13 protein-coding genes and 1 tRNA gene are annotated in these 16,426 nt (G+C 59.5%); 10 read left to right on the forward strand and 4 right to left on the reverse strand.

The annotated features are described in order from the left end of the window. Positions 1-2: 2 nt before the first annotated feature. On the reverse strand, positions 3-1,592 hold the full coding sequence (locus BLO49_RS04945; RefSeq protein ID WP_090644917.1) for a hypothetical protein: 1,590 nt from the start codon (positions 1,590-1,592) through the stop codon (positions 3-5). A gap of 359 nt (positions 1,593-1,951) precedes the next feature. On the opposite strand from BLO49_RS04945, the gene BLO49_RS04950 reads away from it, so the two are divergent. Genes BLO49_RS04950 through BLO49_RS04960 form a run of 3 tightly spaced genes read left to right on the forward strand, consistent with a single transcriptional unit; the run spans position 1,952 to position 6,025 of the window. Then, positions 1,952-3,736 (forward strand): TonB-dependent receptor plug domain-containing protein, encoded by a 1,785-nt coding sequence (locus BLO49_RS04950; RefSeq protein ID WP_170828209.1) that lies wholly within the window; start codon positions 1,952-1,954, stop codon positions 3,734-3,736. A gap of 10 nt (positions 3,737-3,746) precedes the next feature. Next, complete coding sequence (locus BLO49_RS04955) at positions 3,747-4,289, forward strand: YfiR family protein (protein ID WP_170828210.1); 543 nt, start codon at positions 3,747-3,749, stop codon at positions 4,287-4,289. Then, entirely contained in the window at positions 4,286-6,025 is a 1,740-nt protein-coding gene (locus tag BLO49_RS04960; RefSeq protein ID WP_090644926.1) for an ATP-binding protein, read from the forward strand. Before BLO49_RS04955 ends, BLO49_RS04960 begins: the two co-directional genes overlap by 4 nt. Here BLO49_RS04960 and BLO49_RS04965 read toward each other — a convergent pair. Further along, positions 6,013-6,089, reverse strand: a tRNA-Arg gene (locus BLO49_RS04965). The genes BLO49_RS04960 and BLO49_RS04965 overlap by 13 nt on opposite strands. A 256-nt stretch (positions 6,090-6,345) precedes the next feature. Here BLO49_RS04965 and BLO49_RS04970 point away from each other — a divergent pair. Both BLO49_RS04970 and BLO49_RS04975 read left to right on the forward strand, forming a co-directional pair. Further along, positions 6,346-9,201, forward strand: a complete 2,856-nt coding sequence (locus BLO49_RS04970; RefSeq protein ID WP_245678862.1) for a helicase-related protein — start codon at positions 6,346-6,348, stop codon at positions 9,199-9,201. Positions 9,202-9,203: 2 nt separating this feature from the next. Further along, on the forward strand, positions 9,204-9,500 hold the full coding sequence (locus BLO49_RS04975) for a DUF6966 domain-containing protein (RefSeq protein WP_090644933.1): 297 nt from the start codon (positions 9,204-9,206) through the stop codon (positions 9,498-9,500). A 16-nt stretch (positions 9,501-9,516) separates the two neighbouring features. On the opposite strand, the gene BLO49_RS04980 is transcribed toward BLO49_RS04975, so the two are convergent. Beyond that, complete coding sequence (locus BLO49_RS04980) at positions 9,517-10,848, reverse strand: esterase-like activity of phytase family protein (RefSeq protein WP_090644936.1); 1,332 nt, start codon at positions 10,846-10,848, stop codon at positions 9,517-9,519. A gap of 59 nt (positions 10,849-10,907) precedes the next feature. Next, positions 10,908-13,382 (reverse strand): glycoside hydrolase family 9 protein, encoded by a 2,475-nt coding sequence (locus BLO49_RS04985; protein ID WP_090644939.1) that lies wholly within the window; start codon positions 13,380-13,382, stop codon positions 10,908-10,910. 92 nt (positions 13,383-13,474) lie between these two features. On the opposite strand from BLO49_RS04985, the gene BLO49_RS04990 reads away from it, so the two are divergent. The 5 genes from BLO49_RS04990 (at position 13,475) to rpmB (ending at position 15,934) form a co-directional block, all read left to right on the forward strand. Next, positions 13,475-13,819, forward strand: coding sequence for an RNA-binding S4 domain-containing protein (locus tag BLO49_RS04990; RefSeq protein WP_245678863.1), 345 nt, complete (start codon positions 13,475-13,477; stop codon positions 13,817-13,819). Positions 13,820-13,915: 96 nt separating this feature from the next. Continuing rightward, positions 13,916-14,254, forward strand: a complete 339-nt coding sequence (gene fdxA, locus BLO49_RS04995) for a ferredoxin FdxA (protein ID WP_090644942.1) — start codon at positions 13,916-13,918, stop codon at positions 14,252-14,254. A 53-nt stretch (positions 14,255-14,307) separates the two neighbouring features. Next, entirely contained in the window at positions 14,308-14,547 is a 240-nt protein-coding gene (locus BLO49_RS18710; RefSeq protein WP_415500083.1) for a DUF1294 domain-containing protein, read from the forward strand. 376 nt (positions 14,548-14,923) lie between these two features. After that, complete coding sequence (locus tag BLO49_RS05005; protein ID WP_090644948.1) at positions 14,924-15,439, forward strand: CarD family transcriptional regulator; 516 nt, start codon at positions 14,924-14,926, stop codon at positions 15,437-15,439. A gap of 201 nt (positions 15,440-15,640) precedes the next feature. Next, a complete protein-coding gene (gene rpmB, locus BLO49_RS05010) occupies positions 15,641-15,934 on the forward strand; it encodes a 50S ribosomal protein L28 (RefSeq protein WP_090644950.1) in 294 nt (97 codons plus the stop codon). The last annotated feature ends 492 nt before the right edge of the window (positions 15,935-16,426 follow it).

Consider the following 16,426-nt stretch of genomic DNA (forward strand, 5'->3'; position numbering starts at 1 on the left):
ACTTATCCGGTATGGCTTGGGAAGAGAACCTGCCGGCTTTGCGGCCGGTCAAGTATGGCGCGACAGGGAATCAGGCGCCCCGGCTGGAAAACAGCGGCGAGCCAGGTACGCATGTGCGGTTCAAGATCGGAACGTTCGACAGCCTGCCAGGATCCCTTTATCAGCCGACGGTCGATCAGGGTCGAACTGTCGAGATAGGTCTGGAAATCCGCTGCCGTGGCGAAGGGTGTGAAATCGAAATAGCAGCGCTGATCCGCCAGGCCGTCCAGTTGATGCAGCAAGGCGGCGGGGGTTTCCGGCAAACCGTCTTCGCCCTGCGCCGGCGTCAGAAGGGTAACATCCGGCCCGTAATAGATCTCGCCGATATTGTCGACATTGGCGGAATCCATCCCCGGCACGGGCAGTTGAAAATACACGACCGTATCGGCCGGAGGGCCGGCGCTTTTGAGCATCGCAAGTGAAGTCGCGGGGAACTGGAAGTCATCTAAGCAATCCGTGATCGACTGAATCAGCGCCCCGTTATCGGCATAGGCCAGGGAAAACAGGGCGGCGGCACACATGGCCAGAACCGGCCACAGGATAACCGGCCGCGCCATGCCTGCCTGTTTACGGACGTGAACAATCAGCCCGACCAGACCGGCCACGACCAGCACAATGCCATAACCGATGGTACGTGTGTTATAGGGGTCAAACTGAGTGCGCAGGCGCAAAGTAAAGGCGAGAACCAGAAAGCTCAGCCCCGCCAGGGTCATAAACAACGCCGCCGGCCGTGCGCCCTCACCGCCCTGCACCCGCGAAAGCTGGCGAACGGAAATACCCGTCAGCAGAAGGGCCGCAATCACCACGCCCAGCCCATTGACGCCGAGCGCGATCAGGAATTGCCGCACCAGCAGCAGGGGGGCTTCCGGCGCCGGCACACGCGGCATACCGGTCGCAAAGCCGGTCAGTTCGTGATTGAAAACCTGCCAGATGATAAAAACCAGGCCGGCAATGCAGAAAGAAGGAAATACCCGCAGCGCCAACTGCCGACCGAATGCCGGCCACACACACAGGAACAGCAGGAAGGCGAACGGTCCGAAGATATAGCGCGCCGAACAGCCAAGGATCAGGAAACCCGTCAGCAGGAGGTAAGGCCCCCATTTGCGGTGATCGGCGTGAATCCATGACAGGGCGAAAACCACCCCGCAAAAACAGAACAGCCACAGGTTTTCCGACCAGGTATACATGCCGATGATCAGGGTAACCGGATTGAGCACGATCAGTGCCGCCATGAAGACATGACGCGAGGCTTTCAGGATAAACCAGAAACTGGCCGCAAGCAGGATAAGATTGGTCACCTTGCTGCTGATCATCATCACAGCCGGGGAAGCTACGGGCGCGGTCAGGGCCAGGAGCGCCGGATAACCGCACGGATAGACGGCGCTGTATTCACCGTGCAGGCTGCATCCCTGGCCATGGCGCAAAGCCTGGGCCAACAACATATAGTACCAGGAATCGACGCTGATATAGCCGAAAAGCGCGGCCAGGACGGCAAAACCGGCCAGCAGGACGGTGACCGTGATCAGATATATGAAGGAGCTGTTGCGCGGCATGGCCAGGAAGCGGTGTGAACGTAAACCCTATACGCAAAAGCCGGCTGAAACCCTGCGGCGGGCATTAAAAATTCGCCCGGCTTCCATCTGACAAATCCGTCGCCAAGGGCCGCCGCAATATCCGCAGATTATGCGCAAATACCGCCAAACCTATCGAATCCTTACTTTAATTGCCCTCTTACATACCTATCGAACGCAGAAAGTCGAAATCGGGGCATGTTGTGAGATCAGGGCAATCTGTCATGAATAGGCGCATTGTAATGGTATGCGCGGCGCTTTTAATAGGCGCGGTAACAAATCAGGCAGATGCCCAACCCTTTGACCCAGGCAGTAATCCGTCTGTTGAAGACCTTCAGCGATTGTCTATCGACGAACTCGCGAATATCCAGATTACGTCGGCCGCCAAGCATCCCCAGGCCCTGGGTTCGGTCGCAGCTTCCATATTCATTATCACCGCCGACGATATCCGGCGATCGGGGGCCGTCAGCCTGCCAGAGGTGCTGCGCCTGGCGCCAAACCTGGAAGTGGCGCGGCTCAACGCCTATAGCTGGACCGTTACGGCCCGCGGCTTCAATTCGCCGGAAACGGCTAACAAGCTTCTGATCATGATCAATGGCCGCAGCGTCTATGAACCGATCGGCGGCGGCAATCTGTGGCAGCAGATTGACGTCAACCTGGCCAATATCGACCGGGTCGAGGTCATAGCTGGCCCCGGCGGCACCATGTGGGGCGCCAATGCCGTCAATGGCGTCGTCAATGTCATTACGAAGCCGGGCGCGCAGACACAGGGGTTTTACGCTGATGTCTCGACCGGCAGCTTCCAGCGCGCCGCCAGCCTGCGATACGGCGGCAGAGTTTCCGACCATATCGGCTTTAAAGTGCTGGCCGACAGCTTTGACATCGACCGCACGAAGCCGTTTGACCCGAACGACACGACCGACGACGCCTTCCACGGCGCCTTTGGATCGCTGAGCCTGACCGGCGACTGGGAAAAGGACAAACTGACTGCTGCCGTGATGACCTACAACAATCAGGTGGCCGGCAATACAGCCACCTTCAAGGGCACATTGGGCCGGCTGATCTGGAGCCACGATCTTAGCGACGGCGGCGGTGTGAATGTCAATGCGGTGATCAGCCGCGATGTCCGCGACGAGGCCACGCTTTACGAAAGCCGGGACAGTATTGTCGTCTCAGCTCAGCATAATTTCCGCGCCGGCCCGCATCACAATATCATCTGGGGCGGTGAATTCCGGTACTGGTGGGAAAATTTTAAATCATTCAATGATTTCAAATTCCTGCACCCGAAGACGACCATTTCGCTGGGCTCTCTCTTTGCCCAGGATGAGATGGCCCTGCGCCCCGACCTGACGCTGACCATGGGCCTGAAGGCGGAATATAACAGCTATTCCGGCACAGAATGGCTGCCGAATGTGAGACTGGCCTGGCAGCGCGATGACGGATCATTGATCTGGGGCGCAGTTTCCCGAGCGGCGCGAACGCCGAACCGCATCGAGCGAGAATTGACCCATCCAATTTTCCTGCAGCCTTCCCCGGACTTTTCCTCGGAAAAGGTCACGGCCTGGGAGCTTGGCTGGCGCGCCCAGCCACTGGACCGGCTGTCAGTCTCGCTCTCGGCCTTCTATAATCAGTATGACGACCTGCGCACCGACACCTATCCGGCCACCATCTTCCCGCTTATGCTGGAAAATGGCGGCGAAGGCGAGACCTACGGGATCGAGGGATGGGGCAAGTATGATGTCATGCCCGGCTGGCGGCTCAGCGCCAGTTTCAACCTGCTGCACAAACACTTCCGGCTCAAACCCGGCTTCAACGACCTAACCGGTCTGGCCGTCCAAGGCCAGGACCCCGCCTATCAGGCGCAGATCGGTTCGCAATGGGCCATATCCCCGGCGATGGACCTCAATATCGTCCTGCGCACGGTCGGCGAGGTGGATAATGCACCGGTTCCCGCCTATACCGAGGCCGATGCGACCATGAGTTGGCGATTGACCGACCGGCTGGCCCTGTCGCTTGAAGGACTGAACCTCTTGCATGAACAGCATCTTGAGGCTTACGATCCGTCTACCGCGCCGGTACGTTATGTTCCGCGCTCCGTTTCTGTCAGACTGCGCTACGGTCTCTAGGATGAGATGCGTGCCTAAAACGCTTCAGAATCTTTTCACGGCGATAATCGCCCTGTTGCTGACAGGCGGCGCGGCCGCCAGCCAGCCCACGGCCGACCTGGAAACAGCGGTCAAGGCGACATACCTGTATAAATTCGCCCCCTTCGTTACCTGGCCTGATCCCCCCGGTGATAATCTGACTCTTTGCATCGTCGGAGCCGACCCGTTTGGCGATGTACTCGACAGGGCCATAGCCGGCCAGGGTTATAACGGCCGTCCGTTTCGCATTCTGCGCCTGCCGGTGGTGAGCACGGACTCTGGTTGCGCGGTGGCCTATCTTGGCGGCTCAGGGGATCAAAGCGTCGCCTCCGCCCTGAAAGCCCTGAAAGGCGCGCCGGTCCTGACGGTCTCGCAAAACAGCCAGGCGCAAGGCATGATCGACTTTGTCAACCAGCAGGGCCATGTCCGCTTCCGTGTCGATCTGGCAGCAGCCAGCGAAAGCCATCTGAAGATCAGCTCGAAACTGCTCGCCATGGCCGTGTCGGTCAGGGATGTCTCCGGAGGTCCGCAATGAAGCGCGTTTCCAACCGGATGATGCAGGTTATCGACCACCACCGGACCGCCTTCGTGGGCCTGGGACTGACGGTACTGGTTCTGGCCAGCGTGGCCGCCGGGCTCTACTCTGAGAATCTGCACCAAAGACAGGTTATTCAGGCCGCGCGCGTTCAGGCCAGTATAGTCGCGGATTCGCTATCAGGCGCCCTGGCCTTCGGCGATCAGGCGACCGTCTCGCAGATCACGACGGCCATTCGTGCCAATCCGGAAATCGAGGCTCTGATCGTTCTCGACGACAAGGGGATACCAGTCGCCCATTACGGCGAGACCATCGCGCTCCTGAATGGCCGCAATGAGCTGCGGACCAGCGATGGCTTTACCGTGCGCGTGCCCGTGGCGGAAAAGGGTGTCGTGCTGGGCACGGTCATCCTGAAGCAACGCAGCGAACCCCTGGAACTGCGGCTCGCGCGGTATGCCGGTGCCGCCCTGCTCCTGGTCGCCGGCCTGTCGATGCTGACCATCATGGCCTTCGATACCCGTGCCCTGGCCCGCGGCAACCGGCGCCTGCGCGAGGTCATGGAGGAACGCGAACGTGCAGAAGCCGCCCTGCGTCAAAGCCAGAAAATGGAGGCGCTGGGCCGCCTGACGGGCGGCATTGCCCACGATTTCAACAACATGCTCGCCGTGATCATCGGCAATCTGGACCTGTTCATCCGCCGCTATCCCGACGCCGACCCCAAAATGCTGCGCTTTGTCAGCGGCTCACAGGAAGCCGCCAGGCGGGCGGCCGCCCTGACCCAGCGGCTGCTGGCCTTCTCCCGCCGCCAGCCGCTCGACCCCAAGGCGACGGATATCGGCCGGTCGATCGCAGATCTGTCAGATATCCTGCGCCGCACACTGGGTGACGCCATCAGTATTGAAACCCTTCGCGCGCCCGGACTGTGGCGCGCGAACGTGGACACCAGCCAATTTGAAACCGCTGTCATCAATCTAACGGTCAATGCACGCGATGCCATGCCTGAGGGGGGTAAACTGCTGATCGAGTGCGCCAATGCCCGGCTCGATCAAAGCCATGCGGAGGCCGGAGACGATGTGACGCCCGGCGACTATGTCATGGTCTCGGTCACCGATACCGGAACCGGTATGTCGCCGGAAATCCTGTCACAGGTTTTCGAGCCCTTTTTTACGACAAAACCTGTGGGCCTCGGCACCGGCCTCGGGCTCAGCCAGGTTCATGGCTTCGTCAAGCAGTCCGGCGGGCATGTCAGCCTGTCCAGCGAGGTCGGCCGCGGCACCACGGTGAGCCTCTATCTGCCGCGATCACTGGAAGTCTCGGATGTACCGGTGGCCGATCGCATCGTCCGTGCAGAACATGGGCGGCGTGACAAGATCGTGCTCGTCGTCGATGACGAGGCCGGCGTGCGTGACTTCGTTTGCGAGGCCCTGACCGACCTGGGCTATGACGTTTTAAGCGCCGAAAACGCCGATCAGGCGCTCGATATCTTCGAGGAAGGCACGCGGATCGATATACTCCTGACGGATGTCCTTATGCCCGGACGCAGTGGCCGGGAACTGGCGGATGAAGCCCTGGCGCACCAAAAAGACCTGCATGTCCTGTTCATGACGGGCTATGCGCAGGACGCCATTGTCCATAACGGCAAGCTGGATGCCGGCACGCGGCTGGTCAAGAAGCCCTTCACCATCGAGCAGATCGGCGCGGAACTGGAACGACTGGAAAGGACTGGCGACTCCTGAGGGACTCGAACCCCCGACCTCTGCTTTAGGAAAGCCTTGCTCTATCCGGCTGAGCTAAGGAGCCACGCTTCGCCTCTTTACACGCCCCGCCCCGTGAGGCGCAAGGCCAAGATACTTTTGTCGCCTTTTTATCCACGGCGCACCGCATATGGTTAAATGGATTTACGGATACCATATCTGGTAGGGAACAGAACGGGTATCGGCCAATGTCAGTGATTCGGACACGGTTTGTTTCCAGGTCGTTCAGCAATCCGGTAACACCTCGTTCAGATTTGTGATTAGCGCTTTCCAAATGACGGCTGCGCGCCTATTTATGCACCGTGTCAGAGATCGCCCCCCACCACCCCCGCTCCCTCATTCACGCCGTCAGCGACGCCAAGCTGATGGCCGTGCTCGGTCCCACCAATACCGGCAAGACCCACTACGCCATCGAGCGCATGTGCGGCTATGCCTCCGGCATGATGGGCCTGCCCCTGCGCCTGCTGGCGCGCGAAATCTACGAGCGCGTGGTGGCGATCAAGGGCGTCAATGCCGTGGCCCTGATCACCGGCGAGGAAAAGATCATTCCGCGTCTGCCCGCCTATTTCATCTGCACGGTCGAGGCCATGCCACTGGAGCGTCAGGTCGACTTCCTGTGCGTCGATGAAATCCAGCTCTGCGGCGATACCGAGCGCGGCTACGTCTTCACCGATCGCCTGCTGCACGCCCGCGGCCGCTTCGAGACGCTGTTCCTCGGCGCCAAGACCTTCGCGCCGCTGTTCCATCGCCTCTTTCCCGGCGCCGAGATCATGATGCGCGAGCGTCTGTCTTCGCTGACCTATTCCGGCCCGAAGAAGCTGACCCGCCTGCCCAAGCGCACGGCCATTGTCGCGTTCTCGACCGAGAAGGTCTACGCCATTGCCGAACTGATCCGCCGCCAGCGCGGCGGCGCGGCGGTGGTGATGGGCAGCCTGAGCCCCAAGACCCGCAATGCGCAGGTCGAATTATTTCAAAAAGGCGAGGTCGACTTCCTGGTGGCCACCGACGCCATCGGTATGGGCCTGAACATGGACATCCAGCATGTCGCCTTTTCGGGTCTTTCCAAGTTTGACGGCAAGCACACCCGCCACCTGACGGCGCAGGAGATCGGTCAGATCGCCGGCCGCGCCGGCCGCCATATGAATGACGGAACGTTTGGCGTGACCGGCGAGTGCCACGAACTGGACGAAGACCTGGTCCATGCGGTCGAGAATCATATCTTCACACCGCTCGATGCCGCCCAGTGGCGCAACCACAAGCTTGATTTCTCGACGCTAGAAAATCTGCTGAAAAGCCTGACCGAGCCCTCGCACGTCATCGGCCTGCATCTGGCCAAGGAGGCGCTGGACGAAAAGTCGCTGCGCGCCCTGGCGCAGGATGAAGAGATCGCCGCCAAGATCAAAAATCCGGTATCCCTGCGCGTATTGTGGGAAGCCTGCCAGTTGCCCGATTTCCGCAAAATCGGTTTCGACGAGCACCTGAAATTGGTATCGCACCTGTTCTGGTCACGCCTCAGCCCCGGCGGCTTCATCGCCGAAGAGTGGTTCGAAGGCGCCCGGCGCGATCTCGACCACATGGAGGGCGATATCGATACCCTGTCGTCACGCCTCTCCGGTGTGCGCACCCTCTCCTACATTGCCAACCGCGGCGTGTGGCTGGCGCGCACCGAACACTGGCGCGACGCCACGCGCGATCTCGAAGAACGGCTATCAGATAAGTTGCACGAAGCCCTGATGCAGCGCTTTATCGATGCCCGCACCAGCGCGCTTTTGAAGGCGCTCGATGCCGAAGAAGCCCCGCGTCCGGAAGTCACGCCCGAAGGCCAGGTGATCATCGAAGGCCACGTCGTTGGCGAGGTCAAGGGCCTGAGTTTCCAGCCTTCCAGCAGCGAAAGCGTGGTTGCTGACAAGGCTCTGCGTCAGGCCGCCAACCGTGCCGTCAAGCCCCTGCTGCTTGATCGCCTGCGCGATCTGGCGCAAAGCGCCTCTAAGACCTTCCATATCCGCAACCACGATGTGCTGTGGCAAAAGGAACCCGTGGCTCGCATCGAGCCTTCGGACTGGTTCAATCCACGCCTGAAGCTGATCGACGCGCCGGATCATCCGGTTCTAGCCGAACGCGCGCTTAAGCGTCTGACCGATTATGTCCGCCAGAGCGCGCAATCGGGCCTCAAGAGCCTCTACAAGATGAAGCAGATTGCCGACGACGAAAGCGCCTCGGCCAATGTCCGCGCCATCGCCTTCCGCCTCTATGAAAATGGCGGCGTCATGTTCCGTGACGAGAGCCTGAAGCTGACGCCGGAAGATAAGACAGCCCTTAAAGCGCTTGGCATTGCCGGCCACCGCTACGCCTGGTTCCTGCCGGATATCCAGAGCCCGAAGCTGCGTCCACTTTTGCAAGCCTTCGGCAAGGGAGAAAATCCCGCCGACCATCCCCAGCGTAAGCACAGCCTGCGCGGCCAGTTGCTGTTGGAAGATTATGGCGCGGTGGCGCTCAAGACCCTGTCGCAGCTCGACAAGATCATGAACCACGGTCAGTGGCAGAAGGGCGCCACCTATGTGCGGGAAGATGCCTTCGCCGTGCTGGCTTTGGGAGACAAGCAGCGCGACAAGCTGATGCAGGCCCTGGGCCTGGTAAAGGTCGAGCCGATGACCGTCACCGAAACGGTCGCGGTTGCGCCGATTGCAGGTGAAGCCGCGACCGAAGGCAAGAAGCGCCGCCGGCGCCGCAAGGGTAAGGCCACGGCGGAAACACCTGCTGTAGCGTCCGAAGCGGTCGAAATCACTGACGTCGCGGAGGCTGAAGGGGTGGTTGAGGCTACCGTTGAACCGGCTGTTGAATCCCTGCCTGTAGCGCCCGAAGTCGCAGCCGAAATGCCGCCCGTGACCGAAACGCGTGAAGTCCATTTGCTCGGCTGGCGGCAGAAGTCTTTCGAGCCCCGTCCGCCGCGCGAAAAACCGCACAGACCACGTTCGGACCGCAAGCCGCAAGGTGATCAAGCCACCGGACAAAAGCCGCCGCGCAAGGGCAAGCCGCAAGGCGGGCTACGTCCGGAACGGCCGCACATGGATCAGTCTCGCAAGGAACCAGCGGTTAATCCCTACTCGCCCTTCGCCGACCTGCGCGCCCGGCTGGCCGAAAAGGTCGGACAGGACTGATCATGCTGCATCCCGATGTAGCTGAATTGCTGGAGGCTTTACGCGGTCTGGAAAGATTGCTTTTTGAACAGGGCATAAACACTTGGGCAGCACGCCTGAAACAGGCGGCTGATAATATCGAAAAGTCGGACGCTTATGGCCTCCAACAATTTCTGAGCATGTTTGGCGGAATGGGATCGTTAAATGATCTTATCCTGAGCCAGGATGGAAAATTGCCAATTGAAGAAAACGAGCAACTCAATAGTCTGAGATCAAAAGCCTGGTCTCTTGCCAACAATCTGAGACGTGAAATTCTTTAGCCTTACGCAGATTTAGCTACCTCGCCAGAACTTGCGGCACGTAGCCCGGCAGGTCGGCATCGCTGAAGCCGAACACATAGACACTGTTCGGATTGGGCTTGCCATCGATCGTGCTCAGGAAGTCGTTGTCACTGGCGATCCAAAGCGTATGGATAGCCACGCCATTCAGGGTTACGTCCGGGCCAAAACTGACATCCTCGATCTTTTCCGGAATGGTATCGCCGGCCACGCCGCTGGCTTTCAGACCGGCGACCATATCGAGGAAAACGGTCTTGGTTACCGCCTTACCGGCCAGTGCCTCCGCGCCGCTCAAACCGCTGACATCGGATGCCCCGTCGAGATCGATCAGGAACAAATTCTTGAAACTCGGCTCACCGACGCCTCCGCGGCCCTTGCCGTCGCGCTCATCGACCAGGAACTGGTGGTCATTGACCGCCACGATCTCGCTGATGCCTGCATACTTCGGCTTTTCCACCGTGCCGATATTGCTCAGGCCATAGGCGTATTCATGCGTGACGCCGGTGACGATATCGACCGTGACAAGGCGCACATAGGATGCCTTGGTACCGCCATCCTGTGCCAGCGGGCTTTGCATGATACCGACCAGGGTCCGACCGTCCGGGGTGATCGCCAGGCCTTCCATGCCCTTGTTGGCGACCCGGCCGCTGGCATTGCCGGCGATTTCCTCGTCACCTTTCAAGGACAGATGCGCGGCAGCGAATTTGGCCGGCAGGGCAAAGCTCTTCAGGCGCTGGCCCGTAGCGCGGTCGAACTGGTACAGATAGGGGCCGTATTCGTCGGAAATGAAGACGCTCTTGCCATCGGCCGAGACGCGGATGCCTTCCGGATCGAAACGGGCATTATCCGGATTGGTCGAGCCCTTTGCCGCATCGAACTGGTCAGAGCGGCCATTGAAGTAGAAACGGTCAGCGGCATTAAGCGCCGGCGCCTCGCCCTTATAGGCAAGCGACTTAGGGCTCCACAGCAGGGTCGTGGCCTCCAGCGTTGCCCTGATCGTAAACGGCAGGTCGGTACTCGCTGGCTCACGCTGGAAACGGAAGCTATGGAAACGATTATAATAGCGCGTGGTGTTATCGACGGAAGCGTCATAGGGCGTGGCGTTCGGCCCGCGATCCGGGAGCATCAGGAAGGTATCCTCACCGGCCCAGGCCAGACCGGAACCAAGCCCGCCGAGAATATTGCCCGACACGCCGTCTTCCAGTGTACCAGCCGTTTGAACCGCGAGGTCATGCCGCGAGGCATCAATATCCAGCGCCGCGATCAGACGTGGTTCGGCAACGGCAGAAGTGGCGGCAAACAGGGCAAGCAAGGCGATCAGCGGGCGCATAGGCAGGTCTCCATTTGGGAGTCCGCTTATGCGCATACCGCGTGACAAGCCTGTGACAGTTAATGCTTCTGCGCTGCCGCCAAAACCAGGAACATATAATTGGTCTCACCACCGCCCATGACATATTCCGTCTGCTGCCAGAAATAGGGCCATTTTTTCAGTTCCGGCAGGTCTGGCCGGATCAGGGCCGTGCCGGAAATGACGCCGCCAGGGATGTAAGACCAGTCGGCGCGGTTAGCGCCATAGGCGGTAGTGGCCGATTTTGCCCCGACGCCTGAAGCAAAAGACTCGGTATTTTCACCCGGATGGACGCCCAGCACGAAGTTCAACGCCTCCATCTGTAAGGTGTCCGGCGTGTATTGCGGCCAGGCCTTGTGAACGAAATACTGGTCGACGCCGAACCTCTGGATATCCCAGCCGGCGCCCCAGATATAGGGCACATAGGGCACACCATAGGGCGTCTTCGTGGCTTCGTCGGTGAGCTTGGCCTGCCAGGTTTTCACCGCCTCCCCGACGTCATGTTTGAACGCCTTGTCCCTGATCAGCGGCATGGCCGAAGCCAGCACAGTGCCGGTCTGGTCGATATGGGCGACGATTTCCGGCTTTAGCCCGATCAGCCGCTTCATAACCGCGGAATCATGCGTCGTCTGCGCCAGTTCGGACAGGACAAAGACCTTCGCCTGCAAATCCGTGGCGCGATCATAGGCTTTATCATAAAGATCCCGCGCCGCCGCCAAAGCATCGGCGGCCATTTTCGGATTGGTCGGTGTCAGCACTCGTGCCGCCGTCGCCAGTTGCGCCGCCGTCGTCAGTTCGCGGTTGGGGTTATCCTCGGTGAAGACATAACGGTCGTCGGGAATGGATGAAGTCCTGGCCGTGCGCTCACCCGGTTTCAGCGCCGGATCGTAGTCGAGATTGTCGGTTTGGGTCGAGATATCGCCGAGCAGGGTATATTGCTCAAGCGTCGGCTCGATAATACCGCGATAGGTGCGGCCCAGCGCCTTGTAGCCGCCCAGGACTGACAGCAGGCCATGTTCTATCTGCTGGAGGGCGTCGTTCTGACCATCCGGTTGATGGATTTCAGTAACCTTTTTCGCCTCGTCGATCGTGGTGGCGTCGTAATTCAGGCCGAATTCCTCGACCATCTTCGCCAGCAGCCACACCGTCCCCATCTGGCTTTCGACGCGCAGGTCGTAATCGCCGGCATCGTGCCAACCGCCGGCATTGAGCCCCGGCACATGCTCGCCCGGCTGGTATTTCGTCAGTGTCGAGCCGCCCTGCAAATAGCCATCAAAGTGATTGAAATTGATCGGCGCCATGCGGACATCGTCCTCGTGATCGAGGCCGTGCCAGGTGCGGTACTTCTCCTTCACCAGCATATGGCACATCTGGACCGGCAGGAAGTATTCCAGGGTCGGCTGCCAGACATGCCGGTCATACACATCATCGGAGATACGGAACACACCGGTCGCGTCGCCGCGATATTCCAGTTCGTACATGCCAGGGTCTTTCACAGCGCTCAGATCGGCGGTCAGGTAATTGTAGCGCAGGAACTGCCCCCAGGGCTTCGGCGTATAGCGCGCCACCTCCTCGCGTCCGTTCGCGGTCATACGATAAAGAACCAGCGGATCGGCCTGAGTATCGCGCTTGTCCTGCTCGATGACAATGGTCTTGGCCTGTTCCGGCCGGTAGCCGACCTGGCTGACCTGCACCACGGGCGTATAACGCCAGTCTGGATCGACATTCGGCGTGATCGTCCAGGTGATGGCGTCCTTTGTGGCGCCCGGCTTGGTGATTTCGCGGACAATGTACCAGCCATTGTTGAAATTGCCACGGCCATCGATCAGTTCCAGTTCGCCGGTCTGGCTCCGGATCGTCATACGCTGGAGTGGGCTTTCGGGCGCCACGGTCAGGCTCTTGCCCTCAGCGAGGGGCGCGGTGATAGTCTGGCCGTGATCATTTTCCATGCCACCATTGGCCTGGCGCGGGAAAATACCACTCTGCTGATCCATCAGCCACGACTTGCCGAAAAGATCGGTCGGGAACAGCTCAAAATTGAAACCGACCTTGCCTTCCCAAGTGGACGGCAGCGGCTTGTCGAGATCGACCGACACTCGGAAGGCGTTACCTTCCAGCGGCGTGACACGGACATGATAGCTGAAATTCAGGTCCGGATAGTCGATCGGATTGAAGCCTTTGCGGTTCTTCGTCTCGTCCGGATAATGAAGCACCTGAGAAACGCTGTTTGTCGCGGCATCGACCACCGGCTTGCCATCCCCCGCCGGCATGGGTGACCACTGGCCGGGAGAGGGCTCCAACCGCAGGTCGCCATTGGCCGCCACGCGCACGCCATGCTGAATAACGGTGACGCCGGTCTGGTGCCCATCCGGGTAGATGTCGGCAAAGACCGTGACGTTAAGCCCCGGCGCCTCGAAATATCCCTTGTCATTAAGCTTCAGGTTTGGCTCAGCCAGCGCCGCCCCCGCCACCAGGGACAGGCACGATACGGCCATCATTAGTCTGCTGATCTTCATGGTCTTCTCCCAATCTGCTCTCTCGCACGGAGCATTGATATCGATTACAGGACTATAACGGAGGATCGCCTGATCACAAGAGCCCGTTTGACATGCAGGCACCGCACCCCAATATTCAGGTCATGCAGATAGAAACTTCTTCAGTCCGGCTTGACGTATGGCTGTGGCGCGCGCGCTTCTTCAAGACCCGCGCCCTCTCGGCCAGGGCCTGCGAAAGCGGCCATATCCGGCTGGAGCGTTTCGGCAAGATGACGCGTATCGAAAAAGCTTCCGCCTCCGTCAGGCCCGGCGACCGCCTCATCTTCGCCATCGGCACCCGCTTGTTCGACATTATCGTGCAGGATGCCGGCGAGCGCCGCGGCCCGGCAACGGAGGCCCAAAGCCTTTACCGACAAGCCTCCGCGGCGGCTGACACGGATACTAATGCCTCGAATTAGAACAAATCGGGTTTCGCATCGCCCCTGACTCTTGACACAGCGGCCTTATCTGAGCATGACGCACACATTCCTAGTTTGTAATCGAGGCTTTTGACTATGACCTACATCGTTATGGACCCTTGCGTGAAGTGCAAGTTCATGGACTGCGTGGAAGTCTGTCCGGTCGATTGCTTCTACGAAGGCGAGAACTTCCTGGTCATCAATCCGGACGAATGCATCGATTGCGGCGTCTGCGAGCCCGAATGCCCCGTCGATGCCATCAAGCCCGACACCGAGGACGAAGGCACCAAGTGGCTGGAGATCAATACCAAGTACGCCGCCGTCTGGCCCAATATCTCGGAAAAGGGCACCCCGCCGGCCGACCGCGAAGACTATGAGCGCGAAACGGGCAAGTTCGAGAAGTACTTCTCGGAAAAGCCCGGAGATGGCAAGTAAGCCGCTTGCCATTTTGGCCGGCGCTTCTGCTTTATGGCGCGCTTATCAATCTTGTGACATGGCACGCTTGGCGGCTTGATAAAAGAAACGCCGTTACGCGAGAAAAACGCAGTTCCGAACGCACGCTTTTGACCCTCTGCTGGCTCGGCGGGTGGCCGGGCGCCGTAATTGGCACACAGGTTTTTCGCCACAAGAGCAGCAAAAAAGCCTTTATTCACAAGGTTTATCTTGCCGCGGGCTTTCAAGCGACGCTTCTCTGCGCTACGCTGCTGCTCCTGTGGCGGCCTGTGTGAGCGCTAACGCACCCGCCCTTTATTTCGCCGTAAATTTGTGATATAGATGTCATATTGCAAGAGTCGCACGGCCTTCTTCTGTCCCTGATGGGATAAACCCAGACCACACGATCCGCGCAAATCTTCGTTTGTTTTAGGCGTTCAAACCTGCGCTCAGCGTGGGTTTTTAATGCACCATCGACGCAGGTCGGATGACAACCTTGTCTTAGTTGAGAAATAGCGCACATCCATCATCCCCATGAGGGCTCTCCTGAGGATGATTTTGTGCGCTCGCGTACCACCTTCAGCCCCTCCCCGGTTTGCTGGAGCGAGACGCCTTGACGCCTATGAGACCCGATTGTCCGCCGGTTTGCCCCAACCTCTCGAAAGGTTCGCCATGTCCGACACCCTCACCCTTTCCCGTCATGATTTTACCGTAGGCGACAAGGTCGTCTATCCTGCCCACGGCGTGGGCCAGGTTGCGGCGATCGAGACCCAGGAAGTGGCTGGCTACACTCTGGAAGTGTACGTGGTTACCTTCGACCATGAAAAGATGACCCTGCGCGTCCCCACCAAGAAGGCCAAGGTTGCCGGTCTGCGTCACCTCGCCCATGAAGCCATCATGTCGCAGGCCCTGGTCACTCTCAAGGGCCGCGCCCGCATCAAGCGCACCATGTGGTCGCGCCGCGCCCAGGAATATGAAGCCAAGATCAATTCCGGCTGCCTGGTCTCGCTGGCCGAGGTCGTCCGCGATCTCTATCGTTCCGACAGCCAGCCTGAACAATCCTACTCCGAGCGCCAGCTCTATGAATCGGCCCTCGACCGCATGGCCCGCGAAGTGGCGGCCATCGAAAAGATCGACCGCGACTCGGCCGTGGCCATCCTCAACAAGAACCTGACCAAGGCTGCCTAAGCCTTTTAGGGTTTTAAAATGAAAAAGCCTCCCGGTTCCCACCGGGAGGCTTTTTTACAAGCCTCACAAGGAATGCAGAACGGCAAAAAATGCCGTTTTACCCTTGACCTGCCCGCCTCATTTGCCTATAGAACCGCCTCTCGCGCGATGGACAGGCGTCCGGACGTGCTCACATATTCGTTTTAATCGAAGGTAAATACCATGTCGCGTCGTTGCGAACTGACCGGTGTCGGTCCTATGGTCGGCCACAGCGTCAGCCACTCGAACATCAAGACCAAGCGCCGCTTCCTGCCCAGCTTGCGCCAGATCAACCTGCAATCCGACGCGCTCGGCGCTTCGTTCCGCCTGAAGATCTCGAACGCTGCCCTGCGCACGCTCGACTTCAAGGGCGGCCTGGACGCCTTCATCGTCAAGGCCGACGACGCCAACCTGTCGATCCGCGCCCGTCGCCTGAAGAAGCAGATCAAGGACAAGCTGGCCGAAACCGCCGCTTAATCCCTGCGGATAGCGAACACACGAAAGACCCGGCCGCTGCGCCGGGTTTTTTGTTGCCTGCAAGACGGCGTAAGACCGACCAATTTCAGAAATCAACCGGAATCCCGGCCTCAATCCGCGTCATGACACCTGCCTCAACAGGAGGTCTCATGCCCGATTTTCATACACTCAATATCATCGCCCATATCACTACAGGCTCGCTCGCCATTTTGGCCGGCCTGCTTATACTGTCCCGCCCGAAAGGGGATAAAGTTCACAGGATGACAGGACGAATAACCCTGACCCTGGCCATTCTGTGCGTCTCCACTGCCCTGATCGGTGCCTTTATTTTCCGCGGCAAGCTGGACCTCATGGGCGCCAGCCTTATCATCAGCTACAACCTCTGGGCCGGGATGCGCGCCTTAAAGCTCAGGGACAATGGACGACGGACGGCCGATCTGGTACCCGCCATTGGGGTCTTTATTCTGGGCGTCGGTCTGGTCGCCCTGTCGC

Origin of the sequence: Asticcacaulis taihuensis, from assembly GCF_900100255.1 — a bacterium.
In the GTDB taxonomy this organism is placed as follows: domain Bacteria; phylum Pseudomonadota; class Alphaproteobacteria; order Caulobacterales; family Caulobacteraceae; genus Asticcacaulis; species Asticcacaulis taihuensis.